15 protein-coding genes are annotated in these 18,577 nt (G+C 63.9%); 11 read left to right on the forward strand and 4 right to left on the reverse strand.

Going from position 1 to position 18,577, the window contains the following annotated elements:
• Nucleotides 1-224: heavy metal translocating P-type ATPase metal-binding domain-containing protein (locus RKP46_RS00380; RefSeq protein WP_311104793.1), on the reverse strand; the 224-nt coding region annotated here is incomplete at its 3' end.
• A 162-nt stretch (nucleotides 225-386) separates the two neighbouring features.
• Here RKP46_RS00380 and RKP46_RS00385 point away from each other — a divergent pair.
• The 5 genes from RKP46_RS00385 (at nucleotide 387) to ispH (ending at nucleotide 6,095) form a co-directional block, all read left to right on the forward strand.
• Nucleotides 387-1,310 carry a bifunctional riboflavin kinase/FAD synthetase gene (locus RKP46_RS00385; RefSeq protein ID WP_311104794.1) on the forward strand — a complete coding sequence of 308 codons (924 nt, stop codon included), beginning with the start codon at nucleotides 387-389 and terminating at the stop codon, nucleotides 1,308-1,310.
• 8 nt (nucleotides 1,311-1,318) lie between these two features.
• Entirely contained in the window at nucleotides 1,319-4,144 is a 2,826-nt protein-coding gene (gene ileS / locus RKP46_RS00390; protein ID WP_311104795.1) for an isoleucine--tRNA ligase, read from the forward strand.
• Nucleotides 4,131-4,643: a signal peptidase II gene (lspA, locus tag RKP46_RS00395; RefSeq protein ID WP_311104796.1), complete on the forward strand. Its 513-nt coding sequence runs from the start codon at nucleotides 4,131-4,133 to the stop codon at nucleotides 4,641-4,643. Before ileS ends, lspA begins: the two co-directional genes overlap by 14 nt.
• A 61-nt stretch (nucleotides 4,644-4,704) precedes the next feature.
• Nucleotides 4,705-5,163, forward strand: coding sequence for a peptidylprolyl isomerase (locus RKP46_RS00400; protein WP_311104797.1), 459 nt, complete (start codon nucleotides 4,705-4,707; stop codon nucleotides 5,161-5,163).
• 8 nt (nucleotides 5,164-5,171) lie between these two features.
• Nucleotides 5,172-6,095, forward strand: a complete 924-nt coding sequence (ispH, locus tag RKP46_RS00405) for a 4-hydroxy-3-methylbut-2-enyl diphosphate reductase (RefSeq protein ID WP_311104798.1) — start codon at nucleotides 5,172-5,174, stop codon at nucleotides 6,093-6,095.
• Nucleotides 6,096-6,138: 43 nt separating this feature from the next.
• Here ispH and RKP46_RS00410 read toward each other — a convergent pair whose 3' ends face one another.
• Nucleotides 6,139-6,927, reverse strand: a complete 789-nt coding sequence (locus RKP46_RS00410; RefSeq protein WP_311104799.1) for a TonB family protein — start codon at nucleotides 6,925-6,927, stop codon at nucleotides 6,139-6,141.
• Nucleotides 6,928-7,125: 198 nt separating this feature from the next.
• On the opposite strand from RKP46_RS00410, the gene RKP46_RS00415 reads away from it, so the two are divergent.
• Genes RKP46_RS00415 through RKP46_RS00440 form a run of 6 tightly spaced genes read left to right on the forward strand, consistent with a single transcriptional unit; the run spans nucleotide 7,126 to nucleotide 17,191 of the window.
• Nucleotides 7,126-7,581, forward strand: coding sequence for a type IV pilin protein (locus RKP46_RS00415; protein ID WP_311104800.1), 456 nt, complete (start codon nucleotides 7,126-7,128; stop codon nucleotides 7,579-7,581).
• On the forward strand, nucleotides 7,578-8,165 hold the full coding sequence (locus tag RKP46_RS00420) for a GspH/FimT family pseudopilin (RefSeq protein ID WP_311104801.1): 588 nt from the start codon (nucleotides 7,578-7,580) through the stop codon (nucleotides 8,163-8,165). Before RKP46_RS00415 ends, RKP46_RS00420 begins: the two co-directional genes overlap by 4 nt.
• The gene (locus RKP46_RS00425; RefSeq protein WP_311104802.1) at nucleotides 8,165-8,701 is read left to right on the forward strand and encodes a hypothetical protein; all 537 of its coding nucleotides are present in this window, start codon (nucleotides 8,165-8,167) and stop codon (nucleotides 8,699-8,701) included. Before RKP46_RS00420 ends, RKP46_RS00425 begins: the two co-directional genes overlap by 1 nt.
• A 24-nt stretch (nucleotides 8,702-8,725) precedes the next feature.
• Nucleotides 8,726-9,787: a PilW family protein gene (locus RKP46_RS00430; RefSeq protein WP_311104803.1), complete on the forward strand. Its 1,062-nt coding sequence runs from the start codon at nucleotides 8,726-8,728 to the stop codon at nucleotides 9,785-9,787.
• Nucleotides 9,778-10,422, forward strand: coding sequence for a hypothetical protein (locus RKP46_RS00435; RefSeq protein ID WP_311104804.1), 645 nt, complete (start codon nucleotides 9,778-9,780; stop codon nucleotides 10,420-10,422). The genes RKP46_RS00430 and RKP46_RS00435 overlap by 10 nt, the downstream gene beginning before the upstream one ends.
• Nucleotides 10,423-10,462: 40 nt before the next feature.
• A complete protein-coding gene (locus RKP46_RS00440; RefSeq protein ID WP_311104805.1) occupies nucleotides 10,463-17,191 on the forward strand; it encodes a PilC/PilY family type IV pilus protein in 6,729 nt (2,242 codons plus the stop codon).
• A 152-nt stretch (nucleotides 17,192-17,343) separates the two neighbouring features.
• On the opposite strand, the gene RKP46_RS00445 is transcribed toward RKP46_RS00440, so the two are convergent.
• Together RKP46_RS00445 and RKP46_RS00450 are read right to left on the reverse strand one after the other, a co-directional pair.
• Nucleotides 17,344-18,153 carry a class II glutamine amidotransferase gene (locus RKP46_RS00445; protein WP_311104806.1) on the reverse strand — a complete coding sequence of 270 codons (810 nt, stop codon included), beginning with the start codon at nucleotides 18,151-18,153 and terminating at the stop codon, nucleotides 17,344-17,346.
• 20 nt (nucleotides 18,154-18,173) lie between these two features.
• On the reverse strand, nucleotides 18,174-18,577 hold a 404-nt coding region (locus RKP46_RS00450), incomplete at its 5' end, for a PDZ domain-containing protein (RefSeq protein ID WP_311104807.1).

Raw genomic sequence — 18,577 nt, forward strand, 5'->3', positions numbered from 1 at the left:
GCCTCGGGCAGCGCATCGCGTTTGCGATAGTAGTCGACCAGGCCGTTGTCGACGATCGCCTGAGCAACCGCCTGGCAACCGCCACAGCACATGGCGCGCGCCTCTCCGTCGATGTGCACGGCCAATTGACTGGCAAGCGTCAGCGGCTGACCACAATGGTAACAATTCTCGGTTTTCGTCACGGCTGCCCAAAGAAGAAGCTGGCCAAGCGGGAGAAGCGCCACGCGCTCTGCGCGCATCCGCCTTGAACCGCGCGCGGCGAAGGCGCGGGCGCCGAATGCCCATTCGTCCTGCTCAGACAAGAAGACCGCCAACCCGCGCGATACGGCCCGGCTTGCACAAAGCAAGTTATAATTCTACGTTTTTCTCGCCCTCTTCAGCACCCGATGCTCGTCTATCGTGGTTACTCCCAGACGGCGCACCGTGCCACCGTCCTCACCATAGGCAATTTCGATGGCGTTCATATCGGCCATCGTGCCCTGCTCGCTCGCCTGACGAGAACCGCGGCCAGCGTCGGCCTGCCCTCTGCCGTGCTCACTTTCGAGCCGCATCCGCGCGAATTCTTTGCTCCTCAGGCAGCGCCACCGCGCCTGTCCACGCTGCGCGAGAAACTTGAACTGATCTCCGACGACGGCATCGATGTCGCCTACGTCTGCCGCTTCAACGCGGCATTCGCCAGCATGAGCGCCGACGAATTCATCGAGCATGTGCTGGTCGGCGGTCTGCGCGCGCGCCATCTGATCGTTGGCGACGACTTTCGTTTCGGCGCCGGCCGCGCCGGAGATTTCGCCCGGCTGCGCGCCGCCGGCGCGCACTTCGGCTTCGTTGTCGAGGCGATGGAGAGCATCACCCTCGACTGTGCACGCGCCTCGAGTTCAGCCGTGCGTGAGGCCTTGCAGGAAGGCCGGCTCGAACTGGCGGCGGCCCTCCTCGGGCGGCCGTACTCGATCGACGGACGCGTCGTGCGCGGTGAACAGCTCGGGCGGCAACTGGGCTTCGCCACCGCAAATATCCGGATCAAACACGATCGCCCGCCGCTGCTTGGCGTCTTTGCCGTCGAGGTCAAAGGGCTGCCCGGCGGCCCCCACCGCGGCGCCGCCAACCTCGGCTACCGGCCGACGGCTGGGCAAGCGGCACGTCCTTTGCTCGAAGTCCACCTGTTCGATTTCGCAGCCGACATCTACGGCGCGCATCTCAACGTGCGCTTCCTGCACAAGTTGCGCGACGAGATGAAATTTGCCGATCTGGCAGCGCTGAAGACGCGCATTGCCCTCGACGTCGCCGCGGCAAAAGCCTATTTTCAGTCTTGAAGACCACCATGGCCGACTACAAGAAGACGCTCAATCTACCCGATACGCCATTCCCGATGCGCGGCGACCTCGCCCGACGCGAACCGCAGTGGGTCGCTGCCTGGCAGGACCAAGAACTCTACGCGCAGATTCGTTCGGCGGCGCGCGGCCGCCCACGCTTCATCCTGCACGACGGCCCACCTTACGCCAACGGCGACATTCACATCGGGCACGCGGTCAACAAGATTCTCAAGGACATCATCGTGCGCGCCAAGACGCTCGCTGGTTTCGACGCGCCTTACATCCCCGGTTGGGATTGCCACGGCCTGCCGATCGAGCACCAGATCGAAAAGCGGCACGGCAAGCATCTGCCAGCCGATCGCGTGCGCGAGTTGTGCCGGGCTTTCGCCAGCGAGCAGATCGAGCGCCAGAAGCGCGACTTCATTCGCCTGGGCGTTCTCGGCGACTGGCAGCGCCCATATCTGACGATGAACTTCCAGACCGAGGCCGACGAAATCCGGGCGCTGGGCCGAATTCTTGAGCAGGGCTACCTTTACCAGGGGCTCAAGCCGGTAAACTGGTGTCTCGACTGCCGCTCGGCACTCGCCGAAGCCGAGGTTGAATACGAAGACAAGACCTCGCAGGCGATCGATGTCGCCTTCCGTGTGCATGCCAATCACGCCGCCAAGCTCGCCCACGCTTTTGGCCTGACGCATCTGCGTGCGCCCGCTTTTGCGGTCATCTGGACCACCACGCCGTGGACCCTGCCGGCCAACGAAGCGGTCAGCGCGCACCCCGATTTCGATTACGATCTGATCGAGACCGCGAAAGGAAACCTGATTCTCGTCCGCGAACTGGCCGACACCTGCCTGCGGCGCTACGGCCTGACTGGTAAGCCGATCGGCTCGGCGAAGGGTGCCGCGCTCGAGCATGTTCTGCTCGAACATCCCTTCCAGAAACGTGAGGTGGCGATCATCTGCGGTCGCCATGTCACCCTCGAAGCCGGCACCGGCCTGGTCCATACCGCGCCCGCGCACGGTACCGACGATTACCTGATCGGCAAGGTCTACGGCCTGCCGGTGAACAACCCGGTCGCCGACGACGGCTGTTTCATCGCGACAACACCCGCCCTGGCGAGCGGCCCGCTGGCCGGCCGCAGCGTCTGGGAGGCCAATCCGCTGGTCGTCCAGGAACTCGCTGAACAGAACCTGCTGCTCGCCACCGAGCCACTCCAGCACAGCTACCCGCACTGCTGGCGGCACAAGACGCCAATCATCTTTCGGGCGACGACGCAATGGTTCGTCGGTATGGAGCAGCGTGCCGTGCACGCCGCCGGTAGCGCGCCGGACGCCGGCGAGGAAGCGCCAACGCTGCGCTGGTGCGCCGAACGGGCGGTCGATGAAACGCAGTTCTTCCCGGCCTGGGGCCGCGCCCGCCTCGAAGCGATGATTCGCACGCGTCCCGACTGGTGCGTCTCACGCCAGCGCAACTGGGGCGTCCCGCTGCCCTTCTTCCTGCACCGCGAGACTGGCGCGCTCCATCCGCGTACCAGCGAACTGATCGAACAGGTTGCCCAGCGGGTCGAGAAAGCCGGTATCGAAGCCTGGTTTGCCCTCGATCCTGCCGAGTTGCTCGGCGCAGAAGCTGCGCACTACCGGAAAATGAGCGATACGCTCGACGTCTGGTTCGATTCCGGCTCGACGCATGCCAGCGTTCTACGCAACGGGCAGCGCCCCGAACTCGCCTACCCGGCCGACCTCTACCTCGAGGGTTCCGATCAGCACCGCGGCTGGTTCCAGAGTTCGCTGCTCATTGGCTGTGCGCTCGACGGTCGTGCGCCGTACAACGCGCTGCTCACGCACGGTTTCGTCGTCGATGGCAAGGGCCTCAAGATGTCCAAGTCGCGCGGCAATGTGATTGCCCCGCAGAAGATCGCCGACACGCTGGGCGCGGAAATCCTTCGCCTATGGGTTGCCGCGACCGACTACTCGGGCGAATTGTCGATTTCCGACGAAATCCTCAAGCGCGTCGTCGAGTCCTATCGCCGAATCCGCAACACCCTGCGTTTCCTGCTCGCCAACACGGCCGACTTCGACCCCAACCGCGACCACCTGGCAGTCGCCGAGTGGCTGGAAATCGACCGCTACGCGCTCGCCATCACCCGCCGGCTGCAGGCGCAGTGCGAGTCGGACTACGCCCGCTTCGAGTTTCACCGTGTCGTCCAGGCGCTGCAGACTTTCTGCTCGGAGGATCTCGGTGGCTTCTATCTCGACATCCTGAAGGACCGCTTGTACACGACAGCCGCCACTTCCCGTGTGCGCCGCTCGGCGCAGAACGCCTTGTGGCACATTCTGCAATGTTTCGTCAAACTGATGGCGCCGATCCTCTCGTTCACCGGCGAGGAAATCTGGCCACTGATCAACGGCAACGATCAATCGATCATGCTGCAGACTTGGCAGGCGTTGCCGGCACCGGCCGACGAAGAAGCGTTGCTCGACAAGTGGCAGCGACTGCGCGGCTATCGCGGCGAAGTGATGCGTGCGCTGGAAGAGCTGCGCAGCAGCGGGAAAATCGGCTCGCCGCTGCAAGCCGCCGTCCGCCTGCACTGCAGCGGAGAAAAGTATGCCACCCTCAGTTCGCTAGCCGACGACCTGCGCTTCGTCTTCATCTGCTCGCACGCCGAAGTGATCAGCGACACGACCGACACCCTCGTCTGTTTCCCGCTGCCACACAGCAAGTGCGAGCGCTGTTGGCACGTACGCGACGACATCGGTAGCGACCCGGCGCACCCCGGCCTGTGCGGCCGCTGCCTGAGCAATCTTTTTGGCGAAGGGGAAGCGCGTGCCTGCGCGTAAGATCGACCGCTGGCTCTGGCTGGCCGGCATGGTCATCGTCCTCGACCAGCTCAGCAAGTGGCTCGTCCTCGCCCGCCTGCAACCCGGCGACTCGGTCTATGTCGCCCCCTTCTTCAACTGGGTCCTGACCTACAACCCGGGCGCAGCGTTCAGCTTTCTATCCGATGCCGGCGGTTGGCAACGCTGGTTCTTCACCGGCCTGGCACTCGCCATCGCGATCTGGATCGTCAGCATTCTGCCCCGCCACAGCGGCGAATTCCGCCTGTCGCTGGGGCTGACGCTGATTCTCGGCGGCGCCCTTGGCAACGCCATTGATCGCCTGCGCTTCGGCGCCGTCGTCGACTTCATCCAGTGGCACGCCGCCGGTTTCTACTGGCCCGCGTTCAACGTCGCCGACTCGGCGATCACGCTGGGTGCACTGCTGCTTGTGTGGGATCAGTTGACCAGCCCGCGGCAGGCTGCGCCACCCCGCCAGATCGACGACGGGCAGCGCTCGTGACGCGGCGAGCAGGGACAAGCGGCCGCACGCACAGCGACAGCCCGCGCCCGCCCGCCGCCTGATGGAAACTCTTTTGCCCACGGCAGATCGCACGCAGGTGCGTGAGGACAGCTTCCTCACCTTGCACTACAGCCTCTCTGACCAAGACGGGACGGAATACGTCAGCACTTTCGGCTGGTCGCCGGCGACGCTGCAAATGGGCAGTGGGCAGCTCGCACCGACGCTCGAACGCTGCCTGATCGGTCTCTCGGCGGGCGAACGCCATGTCTTCCTGCTCGCCCCGGCCGACGCTTTCGGCGAGCACAACCCCGAATTGCTCGAGCGCATCGCACGCAGCGCCTTGCCACCTGACCTGGAACTTGCGGTGAACTCGCTGATCGAATTCACTTCGCCGGACGGCCAGACGAGCTTTGCCGGCTTCCTGCGTGAGTTGAGCGAGCAGCGCGCGCTGGTCGACTTCAACCACCCCCTGGCCGGCAAGGCGATCCGCTTTGAGGTCGAAATTATCGCCATCATGTAGGCCCGCAGATGCAGATCATTCTCGCCAAACCCCGCGGCTTCTGTGCCGGAGTAGACCGCGCCATCGCCATCGTCGAGCGGGCCATCGAGAAACTGGGCGCACCGATCTACGTTCGCCATGAAGTCGTCCATAACAAGTTCGTCTGTGACGATCTGCGCGCGAAAGGCGCCATCTTCATCGACCAGCTCGCCGAGGCACCGCCCGGCAGCACCGTCATCTTCAGTGCGCACGGTGTCTCGCGCGCGGTCCGCGAGGAGGCCGCGGCACGCCGGCTGAATGTCTTCGATGCCACCTGCCCGCTGGTCACCAAAGTACATGCCGAGGTCGCCCGGATGCGCCAGGAGGGTCGCGAAATCGTCATGATCGGGCATAAGGGGCACCCCGAAGTCGAAGGAACGATGGGCCAGAGCAGCGACGGCATGTACCTGGTCGAAACCGTCGCCGATGTCGGGCACTTGTGCGTGAGCGATCCGGCAAGGCTGGCCTACGTCACGCAGACGACACTCTCGGTCGACGACGCGCAGCAGATCGTCGGCGCGCTGCAACAGCGCTTCCCGCAAATCGTCGGCCCGCGCAGGGACGACATCTGCTATGCCACGCAGAACCGGCAGGACGCGGTGAAGGAGTTGGCAAAAACGAGTCAGGTGGTAATCGTCGTCGGCAGCAAGTCGAGCTCGAACTCTAACCGCCTGCGCGAAGTCGCCGAGATCTTTGGCCGCTCGGCCTACCTGGTCGACCATGCCGGTCAGATCGATCCCGCCTGGCTGGCCGGTGCCACCCGGGTCGGCGTCACCGCGGGCGCCTCGGCGCCCGAGGTCCTCGTCCAACAAGTCATCGAGCAAGTCAGCGGCGGCGATCCGACACAAGTCAGCGAGCTTGCCGGCGTCGACGAAAACGTGACTTTCGCGCTGCCGCGCCAACTACAGTCCTGAAGGGCTGAGCCCGCCACGACCGCGCGCGGCGCCGGCCACTGGCCTAGAACCTGGCCCCGGCAGGCGAACGCGCGACCGCGGCAGGCTCCGCCAGAGCCGGAATCCGCAAGACACCGGTCTGGTGGCTGCTGCTTGCATTCGCGTCGAGAACAACCTCGAAACGGATTTCGCTGTTGACCGGCACGCCTTCCAGTTCGCCCGGACGGAAGCGCACGGCGGCGAAAGCCGCCGCTGCCGCCTCTTCATACTCGCTCGGCAATGAACTCTGGCTGATCTCGACGCGATCGACTGCCCCGCCAGCGGCAATGAAGATCCGCAAGACGAGCTTGCCAGCACGCGGCGCGCCGCCGGCAACGCTGTCCGGGAAATTAAGCGCCGGTTCATCGAGCAGTCGCGGCTGAACCGACAACTGCGCCCGCGGCAGGTACCAGCCACCCGGCGGTACCTCGAACACCGGCGTTTGCGCCAAGTAGGGCGGCAGGTACTCGGCGAGCCGCCGATGCCCAAGCCTGACCGCGACAAGACTTTCATCGGCGGCCGGCGGCAGCGGCTGCACATCGGATAAAGCCGGATCGCCTTCGGGCGCCGCGAGCGGCACCGGCTCGCCTGGCAGCGCGCGCTGCGCGTGCTGAACGACCCGCACGCTAAGCGCTGCGCGCTCAATCAGCGTTCCCCGACCGGGCGTCCCCTCGCCCGGGTTATTGGCCGCCCGGCCGAGCATGACCAGCGCCAGCAGGTGCACAACCAGCGACAGGGCGAGCGCCACGAGCAAGCTTCGCCACTCTTCCCGGATGGTGGCGCGGCCGTTCAGCGGCAATATCTGGGAAAACACGCTCTCTAAGCACACGCGGCGGGAGTCGAGGAAAGCGCGATTCTACCGCTCGCGGCACGGCAACAGCCGCCGCTCATCCGCCGCCGCATGCCGTCTGTCGCTGCACGGTTGGCGTGCGCCACCGCACCGGCTAAGATGCACTTGCGTACCGTCGACCGCCGGGCGCCCGCCAAAAGCTCAGGGGAGGAGGCCAATTTCGTGAAAAAAGGGGCAGGTTTCACGCTGATCGAGGTCATGATCGTGATCATCATCATCGGCATCCTGGCGGCTATCGCCATTCCGAACTACACCGAGCACATCACGCGCTCACGCATTGCCCAGGCGACCGCGGGGCTGGCCGAACGACGAGCGCGCATGGAGCAGTTTTTCCAGGACAACCATACCTACTATCAGGCCGCCGGCGCCGATCCGGTCGCCAACCCGGCGATCAGTTCGCCTGCCTGCGCGAATGACAGCACGGCCAGCCAGTATTTCGACTTCAGTTGCCCTAACCCGACGGCGACGACCTACACGCTGATGGCAACCGGCAAGGGTCCGATGACCGGTTTCACTTATACCATCAACCAGGCGAACCTCAAGGCGACAACGGCCGTACAGAGCGGCTGGTCGACCTCGAACACGTGCTGGATCACCAGCAAGGGAGCAAGCTGTTGAACAGGGCGCACGGCTTCAGCCTGATCGAACTGATCGTCGGCGTGGTCATTCTCGGCATCCTGATGGCGATCGGCATCCCCGGCTTCACCGAGTGGCTGCGTAACGCGCGCGTGCGCGGTGCCGCCGACGCTGTGCAGAACGGTCTGCTCCTGGCCCGGTCAGAGGCCGTACGGCGCAACACGCTGGTCGGGTTCTACCTGGTCAACACCACCGACAACAACTGCGCGCGCAGTTCCTCCGGTCCGCACTGGATCGTTGGTATGGATGCCCCCGACAACCGCTGTGCGAGCGCCCCCTCGGACGACACGGCACCACGCATCATCCAGTTGCGCAGCATGCGCGAGGGCTCGGCAGGCACGACCCTGGCTGCCGGGCAACACAGCTTCGTCTTCAACGGCCTGGGCCGCCTGACGGCAGCCCCGGCGTCCGGCGGAACGATCACCCTGTCGAGTTCCGACGGCCTGAACTGCAGGACGGATTCGCCGCCCGGACCGGTGCGCTGCCTGCGCGTTATCGCCTCGCTCGGCGGGCAGGTGCGCATGTGCGATCCGTCGTTGCCCAGCGGCAATACGCAGGCATGCTGATGAACGCGCACAAAGTGAACCGGGAAAAGCGCCCACGGGCGCTCGCTGCCCGCCAGGACGGCGTGATGCTGCTCGAAGCGCTGATCGCCATCCTGATCTTTTCGCTCGGCATCCTCTCGCTCGTCGCGCTGCAGGCAACGGCAATCCAGTTGACCAGCGACGCCAGGTACCGGACCGACGCCAGCCTGCTGGCCAACCGACTGCTCGGCGAAATGTGGGCGAGTGGCCTCGATCTGGCGCAACTCAAGGCGAATTTCGAGAGCGGCGGAGCGGGCTACGACACCTGGAAGAATATCGTCGCCAGTCGCGATGGTCTGCCTGGCGTCGGCGCGGCCGCCGACGGCGTAGACTCGACACTGCCGCTGGTCAGCGTCGATGCGACCGCCGGCGCAACTGCCGGGCAGGTGGTAATCACCTTGTTCTGGCGCACACCGGAAATGCCACGTAGCGGCGAGCCGGCGAATCAGCCGACTTCCTGCCGCGTTTCAAGGCACTGCCACACGATTGTTTCACAGATTTCGCGGAACACACCCTAGGCCATGAGATCAGGTTCCCGACAAGTGACAACGCGCCCTGGCGGCTTCACGCTGGTCGAAATCCTGGTGGCGATGGTTATCGGCATGATCGGCATCATCGTCATGATGCAGGTTTTTGCTACGGCCGAAGCGCAGAAGCGGACAACCACCGGTACCGGCGACGCGCAAAGCAGCGGTGCGCTGGCGCTCTATGAACTGCAGGGAGCGATCCGGCAGAGCGGTTACGGCTTCAATTCGACCAGCGTGCTCAACTGCACGCTGCGCATTCTCCCCCCGCCGCCGTCGACCGCTGCCGCACGGCAGGTGCCAGTCTTCGCCCCGACGCTGATCAACCCGGTCGGAATACCGGCTGGCGACGCCGACACCGACACGCTGCTGGTCGCTTACGGTTCCAGCCCGGGATCCTCGGAAGGCGATGCGATCGTCCTCGCCAACGGCGCCGCGCTGTCGATGCAGACACCGACAAATTTCGCGGTTGGTGACCGGGTGATCGTCGCCCCCGCCATAGAAACAAGCCCCTGCCCGGTACTCGTTCTCGACGGGGTGGCCGCCATTGCCGGCAATGTCGTCACGATCGGCAACAGCGGAGCAGTCAGCGGACAGTTGTTGTTCAACCTCGGCGGCTCCCCAACGATCCGCGCCTACGCCGTTCGCGGCGGCAATCTCACCGCCTGTGACTTCGTTCAGAATGACTGCGCTGCGGATGGCAGCGTCAACGACCCGGCGATCTGGGTCCCGATCGCCAGCAACATCGTCGGTTTGCGCGCCGAGCATGGCTGGGACACGAGAGCAGGGACGATGGACGGTACCGTCGATACCTGGAACGCGGCGCGGCCCGCCGCTCTGTTGGACAACGCCTGCCAGTGGATCCGGGCGCCGGCCGTGCGTATTGCCCTGTTGGCGCGCAACAGCCAGGTTGATCGCAACGCTTTGCTACCGACCAGCCAGGCCAGCGTGACCTGGGCAGGTGCTGCACCTCTGCTGCGCAACGAGACGGCAAGAAATAACTGGCGCAATTACCGCTACAAGGTCTTTGAGACAGTCATACCAATCCGCAACTTACCCTGGATGGCAAGATGTTCCTGAGTTCTCGCGCTGGCGGCCGGCGCGCCGACAGTCCATATCATCGCCAAAGCGGCGTTGTCCTGCTCGTCGCACTGATCATTCTGGTTGCCATGACACTCGCCGGCGTCGCCCTGGTCCGCTCGGTCGACACGGCAAACGTCATTGCAGGAAACATGGCTTTTCAGCAATCGGCCACCAACGCCGGCGAGCGCAGCACCGAGCAGGCGCTTACCCGCCAGATCACGACGACCGACGAACAGACGTTGGCCAACGGTTATCTGGCCACACGCAGCGACCCGAACCGGGCCAACCACGAGTCCTGGGAGGCCTTCTGGACTCGTCTGCTGAGTGAAAACGCAGACCTGCGCGCGTGCATCGCAGCGCCGGACGCTGCCGGCTGCTCGACCACTCCGGCACCCGATGCAGCCGGCAACACGGTCCAGTACATCATCCAGAGGCTGTGCGCGAACAACGGTCCCGCGCACACGGCAACCAATCCCTGCACGCAGGCGCCGCCCGCGGCGACCTCGGGCGAGAGCTTCAGTTCCGGCAGCGGCCGACCCAGCCCACCGAAACAGGTTTACTACCGCATCACGACGCGCATCGTCGGGCCGCGCAATACCATCAGCTTTGTACAGACCATCGTCGCCATCTAGGCGCGTCGTAACACGCTGCACCCGTTTCAAGGAGTTCGCCATGCACGCTGTCTGCCCACCGACCGGTCGAGCCTGCTCGCTGATTGCCGCTCTGTTCGCGCTGGCCGCCGGCGTTCAGGCGGCAACCACCCAACTGGCTACGGCGCCGCTCTCCGGAGCATCAGAGATCCAGGTCTACCCGAACATCCTGTTCGTCCTCGACGACTCGTACAGCATGAACGACGAGGCGCTACCCGACTGGGCCAACGTCACACCGCTGCACCTGGTGCGCAACCCGGGTTTCAACGGAATCACGTACAACCCGGCAACGCGCTACGTTCCGCCCGCTTATTACTCGACAACGGGTGCGCCCGACACGACGACTTACCCAAGCAGGACGCGCACAGTGACCAGCGGCTGGACGGACGTCACTGACGACGGGTATAGCGTCCAGCACCGTGCCGATGTCGGACCCACCGGCAAAAGCAACCTGACGCGCAGTGCGTACTACTATACGACGGTCATCGGTGAGTACTGCACCGATCGCACGCTGCGCAACTGTGTCGCGGCGAATGCGCCGAGTACCAACCACTCTGTTCCCGCGACGCTGCGTTGGTGCAACAGCCTGGCCGCGTCGCTCGCCGCCACGCCCCCGGAGAATTCGTGCCGCGCACTCTATACGGAAAACGACTACAAGTATCCGCGAATGCCTGAACCGCACACCAGCAAACTGACGATCAGCGTCGGTGGTTCGGTTGAAAACATCACTGTCAACAACCAGAAAATCCTCCCGGTGACGATCCCGCTGAGCAGTGCCGAAACCTTGGCGACCAGCATCGCCCAACAGATCAACGAATGTTCGTTCGGCATTCAGGGCAAGTGCGAGACCGTCGGCTATCGGGCGTCAGCTTCCGGAAACGTTGTGACGATCAGCGCACCGGCAGCTTTCGCCGCCCCGACCGAGCCGACGGTTCAAGGCCAGGGGACTTTCCAGGTAACCCCCTTCGGCCGCTCGACAACCGAGGGCGAAAACCAGGCGCCGGGAGATGTCGTCCTGAACGTCATCACCGAAACCCGAGCTACCTACCCGAAAGCGGCAAGCCGCCTCGACTGTGGGACCAGCAGCGACACGACCTGCACCTACGATGAGGAGATGACCAACTACGCAAACTGGTGGGCTTATTACCGTACCCGCATGCAGACGATGAAGACGGCGACCAGTCTGGCGTTTGCGAGTGTCGGTGAGCAACGCCGAGTCGGCTACATGACGATCAACAACAACAGCCGCAGCGACTTCCGGAATATCCAGGAGTTCAGTCCGGCGAACAAGAACGCCTGGTACAACAAGCTCTTCTCCGCGGTCCCGGCGAAAGAAACGGATACGCCGCTGCGCCAGGCACTTTCCAACGCCGGCCATATCTACGCCGGCCTGAAGAACGGCCAGCAGTTCAATGGTGAGACGGTGGTCGATCCGATGCAGTACTACTGCCAGAAAAACTTCACCATACTGTCGACCGACGGCTACTGGAATCGGGAGCAAGGCTTCACGCTTAGCGGTGCTCCTGTTGGCCACCAGGATGACGCAGTCCCGCGACCGCAGTACGACGGCGGCGCCGGGATTGCGCTGGAGAGCACCAGTTGGACGCTGCAGACGCGCACACCGACGCGCCCGACGCAAGTCCAGATGCGCTCGGAACAGTTGCAAAGCAAGACATGGCAGATCCAGGAACAGACGACAGTTGCGCAATCAACCACACGCAAGCTCGAGACGAGAACATCGGCGCTGCGACGCATTGACTACCGCCTTTGGGAAGGAACCAACCACCTCCAGCAACGCACCAAGACTCTGCCGACGATCAGCACGCGAGATCGACCACAATCGAGTATCGAGCAATTGCAGAAGCGTACGCTGAACAAATGGCAAGGCAGGACGGCCAGGCTCCAGTACAGGGAATCGTATTTGCTGACGAAAACGTCTGCCCTGCAGAAACAGACGGCAACGCTGCAGACGCTGACCTACACGCTGCAGGTGCAGACCAGCCCACTGCTGCAAACGCTGCGCCAGGTACAGGCACGGACATCAAGCAACGGCGGCGAGTCGTGGAGTCAATGGCAGGATGCCGACCGCTGCGAAGAGGACACCAGGGGCGCCACCCTCCGGCAATGCCGAATGCTGCCGACCGTGACGCGCGAAGTAAGCGAATGCAGGGTCAGTGTCGCTGTTGCAGGCGAGATGATCTACGGCGGAACAGACAGTCAGACTCAGCTCTGGGTGACGGGTTCCTCGTGCGCCTATGGCAGCGCAAGCGGCTTCCAGAATGCGACGGCCGCCTGCACTGCCCGCGAACAATCCGCCGATTCGGGTGAGGGTTCGGTCTTCCATGGGCCGGCGACGGAGTGCCGATACATCGCCGGAAATTGGGCAGCCGCAACCGGAGCGTGCACCCGGGTCGAGCGTTCAGGCGGAAGTCCCTACACCGTCCTGACCGCCCGCGACTGCGAGTACGTCAACAGCGGCTGGTCGGACGCCACGGCAGCGTGCACCCCGCAAGCACGTTCCACAGCTTCGCCGTACACAGTACTCAGTGCGACCGAGTGCCGCTATAGCGACTTCGGCCCGTGGACCTATGCAAACGAAGCGTGCACCCCACACCCCCAGGACCTCGCCACCTACAGCGTCGTGCAGGCCAGGCAATGTGCCTACACCGGCTTCTGGAACAACTGGTGGGACGCCAGTGGCACATGTACGGCCAGGCCCGAGGATCCGACCAACTACTCCGTCGTAACCGCCCAGGAATGCCGTTACAGCGACTATTCGGACTGGGCGGACACGGCATCGCCGCCGTGTGTCGTACAGGCGCCGTCGACGAGTTCGCCTTACACGGTCCTCACCGCCACATCCGAGTGCAGGCAGACGTGGACCGACTGGGCAGATACGAACCAGGCCTGCGTTGCCGCCGCGGGAACAACCGAATGCCGATACGCCCCGCCGACTGCGGCCGTCGATGACGCCACGTGTCCCGGTTCGGCGATCGCCAAATCGACGGGGCCAACCTTTTCGGTTACGCAGGCCAAGACCTGCTCGTACGCATGGACGACACCCATCGTGGCAAGCGGCGCATGCACACCAAACGCGAACACCATTTGCGGCACGGACTGGACTGACTGGTCGAACACCGATTCGTGCACGGTGCAAGCCGACGTTAGAGAATGTCGCTACCATCCGGACAGAGTCGACAACCCAGTCGATAGTTGCACGAGTGCAGTCGCATCAGCCAGTTCCCCCTACACGGTACCAATCGCCCGCACTTGTTTCTATCAGGCCGTAAATGCTGTCCGCGACATCACCACCTGCACCAACGTCGCACCGTCTGGATCGTCGCCCTACACCGTGGCTTTGGCGTCTGAGTGCAGCTATATGTTTGAATCGAGCGATTCGAATTGGAGCGACTGGACAACTGCCAACGAAGGCTGCACCGTCGCTGGCAGGAACGGCAATGACTATGTCGGCCCCGCCCGTGAATGCCGATACGCCGCCGAAACACAACCCGCCGACGACCCTGGCTGTCCCGACTCGGCAGCGGCCCCGTCTACCGGTCCGAACTACACGGTGCCTGTCGCCAAGATCTGCTCAACCAGATGGGGAGCATGGCAAGACGCGACGAGCTGTACCGACGACGGAAGCACCCGGAGATGCAGCTATGTCGAAGGGGAGTGGGTGAACGCCGCGGAATGCACCCCGGTGGAACGGCAGAATGGCCCTGCTTACTCGACTAACGGAAGGGAATGCCGAACGATCGTCGGACAGGACTGGCACGACGTGGAGAGTTGTACGCCAGGCACCAGCAACGGTGAAACCATCAGCTGTACGGCGGTGGTCCCGCCAGTCACCAGTCAATATGTAGCGGGCTGCCCACCTGACAGCAGCGCAACCTGTACGCCGCCGGTCGATGAGCCTGCATCGGATGCCAACGGCGGCGTGGCCACGACCTACGAAACGACTCGAACTGTTCCAGCGCGTGTGGAAAGCTGCACGCCAAGAGAGCCGCAGAACTGTCCGGCAGAAGTGTCGCAGCGTGAACGCTGCCAAAGGGTCGAGTGCAGTGCGCGCTCAGTCGGCGCAACGCCGAACACGCTGGCCGACGTCGCCCAGTACTATTACATGACCGACCTGCGGACGTCGACCCTGGGGAACTGCTATGCCAACGGGGACACGACGCGCAACGTCTGCCAAGGCCCGGAGGGCAGCGGAAGCGATGCCGAGGTGCAGCGCATGCACACCTACACGCTGGGCCTTGGCGCCTCCGGTCTGATGCAGTACGACAGCCGCTACCAGGAAGCCCGCCAGGGTGACGGGAGCGATTTTGCCAGCATCAAATGGACGACCATGGCCGCCCCGGCCATCGGGATTTGCTCGTGGCAGACGGCTGGCGAGTGTAACTGGCCGGAACCGGCACCGATGTCGCAGGCAAACATCGACGACCTCTGGCACGCGGCGGTCAATGGCCGCGGCACCTACTTCAGCGCACGCGACCCGACCGGTCTGGCGAATGCGATCGGCGCCGCCTTGGCCGACATTGGTTCAGCGCGCGGTTCGCTCGCCGCGGTGACCCTGACTTCGCCAAATCTGGTCGCGGGGAACGGAAATGCCGTTTTCCAATCGTCTTTCGAAGTCGGCGTCTGGGCGGGCGATGTGATCAGGAGAAGTGTCAACGGAGCTAGCGGCGCGATTTCGACCAACATCGAGTGGTCGGCCCAGGAGCGTTTGCGCCGCAAACTGACCAACGAGGGCGCTGCGGCGGCGGACCACCGGCGGCGGACGATCTATACCTTCAACCCCGGCGGCGAAAGCGCGACCGGTGCTGGCGACCAACTCAAGCTCTTCCTCTGGGGCAACCTTTCCACTAGCGAAAAGGCTTATCTGCAGTCACCATGGACCGGTGCCGAGCCTCCGTCGCAAACGGTGTGCACCAGCGACAGCGATGCGGTCTGCCTTGACCCAAGCGTGCGGGCAAACGCCGGCGGCGAAACACTGGTCAACTTCCTGCGCGGCGATGCGACGAACGAAGGCACCGTCGACAACCGGACCGCGCTTTACCGCAAGCGAACGACAAGCGGCAGCGATGTGCATCGGCCGCTCGGCGACATCGCTGGTTCTGAGCCGGTTTATGTTCAAGCGCCACCGTGGATCTACGTCGACCAGCAGTACGAAGAGTTTCGCGAAAGCCAGAGCAACCGCAAGGCAATGATCTACGTCGGCGCGAATGATGGCATGCTGCATGCGTTCTATGCGGCCGACGCGGGCGCGGGAATCGTTGGCGGCGACGAAGCCTGGGCCTACGTCCCGCGACTCGTGTTCCCCAGACTGGCACGCCTGGCCGACAAGCGGTACCCAACGAGCCACCAATATACTGTCGATGGCACCCCGGTGATGGGCGATATCTGCGCCGACACGCCAGCCAACTGCCGGGCAGCCACTACTCCCGCCTTGTGGAAAACGATTCTGGTCGGCGGCCTGAACCACGGTGGGCGCGGCTACTACGCGCTTGACATCACCGACCCGGAGCACCCGAAGGCACTGTGGGAGTTCACCCACGACAATCTCGGATACAGCTTCGGCAATCCGGTGATCACCAAACTGCGCGACGGTACCTGGGTTGTTCTCTTCGCCTCGGGTTACAACAACATCACACCCGGTGACGGCCAAGGACGACTGTTCATCGTCAACGCCAACACCGGTGCACTCGTCGCCTCGATCAATGGCGGATCGATCAGCACGGGAGTGGGTAGCGTCGACTCGCCAAGCGGCCTGGCGAAGATCTCCGCCTGGGCCAACTTTCCTGATCTCAATAACACCGCCGAGCGAGTCTACGGGGGAGACCTGGAAGGAAATCTGTGGCGCTTCGACATCAACGGAGAAATCCCGCAGACCGCTGACCCACCTGTGTACGACGCGCAGCGCCTGGCTAGCTTGAGGGATGCCACGGGTAGTCCGCAACCGATTACCACCAGGCCGGAACTCGGCCGCATCGCTTATCATCCTGTCGTCTTCGTCGGCACTGGAAAGCTGCTTGGCGGCAACGACTTCCAGCCGATCCGCGCGTCGTCGCCGCGCTTCCAACCACAGTCGTTCTATGCCATCAAGGACAGGCTTACCGACACCGATTTCGGCAACCCACGCACGACGACGGTTGAGCAGCCCACGGGCACCGGTACAACGACGACCCAGGTAAGCAATTTCACGCCCTGGGTTCTCGCCACCGGCACCTGTCAGACCGGAAACCGGCTCTGCCGGGCAGGTGACCCCATTGTCCAGGTGGCTGCTCTGCCGCGCCTGACCGGCGAAACCGACGAGGCCTACGCCTTACGCCAGCAGCAGACGCGGCAGGCAACACTGCGCCAAGCTTTTGGCGCCTACAACGACGGCTGGTACCTCGACTTTCCCGCAGATGGCGAGCAAGCCAACACGGATCCTGTCCTGGCCAGCGGAATACTGGTTTTCAACACGAATCGTCCTCTGGAAGGCGGTGGATGCGTACCGGTTGCCGTCAGCTACCAATATTCACTCGACTACCGTACGGGCGGCGCGCTTGAAACGACAATGGGCATGGTCGCCCGAAAACTGGGCGATGCGCTGGCCAGCGGCGTGCGTCTGGTGAGGTCCGCGGATGGTCGCCTGATCGGCGACAGCGGCCTTGATATTCCCGCCGTCCGGACCGATCCGCAACCTGAGGGAGCGCCACCGCCGGTACCCCGTCGCGTCTCGTGGCGCGAACTGGCCAACGAGTAGGGAACTGCGCGGGCCGCGCACGCTCAAAGCGACCGCTGCCTGGCCGGGAAAGCCCCCAGCCAGGCAGCGCAAGGTGGTGTGGCGGGCTTACCCACACCCCGAAAATCAAGCCCCCTGTCGCCTGACAGCGACTCCTGGTCGCCGCTGCCCGATCAGACCTCGACCGCTCGCGCCGGCCCCGGAACGGTCAGCCGTTGGCGTACCGGCGCCCCGTCGACGAACAGCCAAAGACTTCCGGGCGGCATCGTTGTCCAGCATTCGTTGTCGGTGAGCGGCAGCGTCGCAATCACCGCAACGCGGTCGTCGGGGGTCGTCACCGCGCTGAAATCGATGCTCAGATCCTGATCGCTCAGGTGCGCCACAGCGAATGGCGCTTGGCGAACGATGTGGCTGAGCTGGGTCGAACAGTGCGCGAACAGGCAATCGCCGTTCGACAGCAGGTAATTGAACGAACCGCGAGCGCCAAGCTCGAGCGTAAACTCGTGCACCGCCGAAAAGAGCGTCGCCTGATCGGGTGGCCGACAGCCAAAACGCTCGCGCAAGCACTGCAGCAGCCAACAGAAGGCGAGTTCGCTGTCGGTCTGGCCAACCGGCGTAAAGCTGCCGTCAAGCGCGGGAGAGAACTCGGGCAGGTTGCCGTTGTGGGCAAAAATCCAGTAACGCCCCCACAGCTCGCGCATGAAGGGGTGCGTGTTTTCAAGTGCGACGACGCCCTGCGTCGCCTTGCGGATGTGCGCGACGACGTTCTTCGAGTGGATTGGATAACTGCGCACCAGTTCGGCTACCGGCGACGCGCAGGAACGCTGTGGATCGAGGAATACGCGGCAACCGCGCTCTTCGAAAAAGGCAATTCCCCAACCGTCGCCATGCACGTCGGTAGCGCCGCCACGCACCTGGAAACCGGCAAAAGAGAAGCAGATGTCGGTCGGAACATTGCAGTTCATGCCGAGCAACTGGCACACGGTAGCGCCCTCTCGCTGCCCTACTCGCGCGCGCGCCGCTGTGGCGCCCGCTTGCCGATGCGCACCGTCGTTTCGACGACGTTCTTCTGGCGGCGCAAGGTAAAGGCTACCGTTTCCCCCGGCTTCTGACCGGCAATCAGGTCAAGCATTCCCTGCGGGTCGCGGACCACCCTGCCCGCGACCGTGAGCAGAATGTCGCCCGGCTTGATCCCGCCGGCATCCGCCGGACTGCCCCGCAGGACACCGGCGATCAGTGCCCCATTCGTATCCGGCAGACCAAAGGATTCTGCCAGGTCGAGGGTAATCTCCTGCGCCTCGACGCCAATCCAGCCACGTGTCACGCTGCCGGTCTGGATGATCTGCTGCATCACGTCCTGGGCAATCGAAATCGGGATGGCAAAACCAATGCCGAGCGAACCGCCCG

Source organism: Accumulibacter sp., assembly GCF_031732815.1.
In the GTDB taxonomy this organism is placed as follows: domain Bacteria; phylum Pseudomonadota; class Gammaproteobacteria; order Burkholderiales; family Rhodocyclaceae; genus Accumulibacter.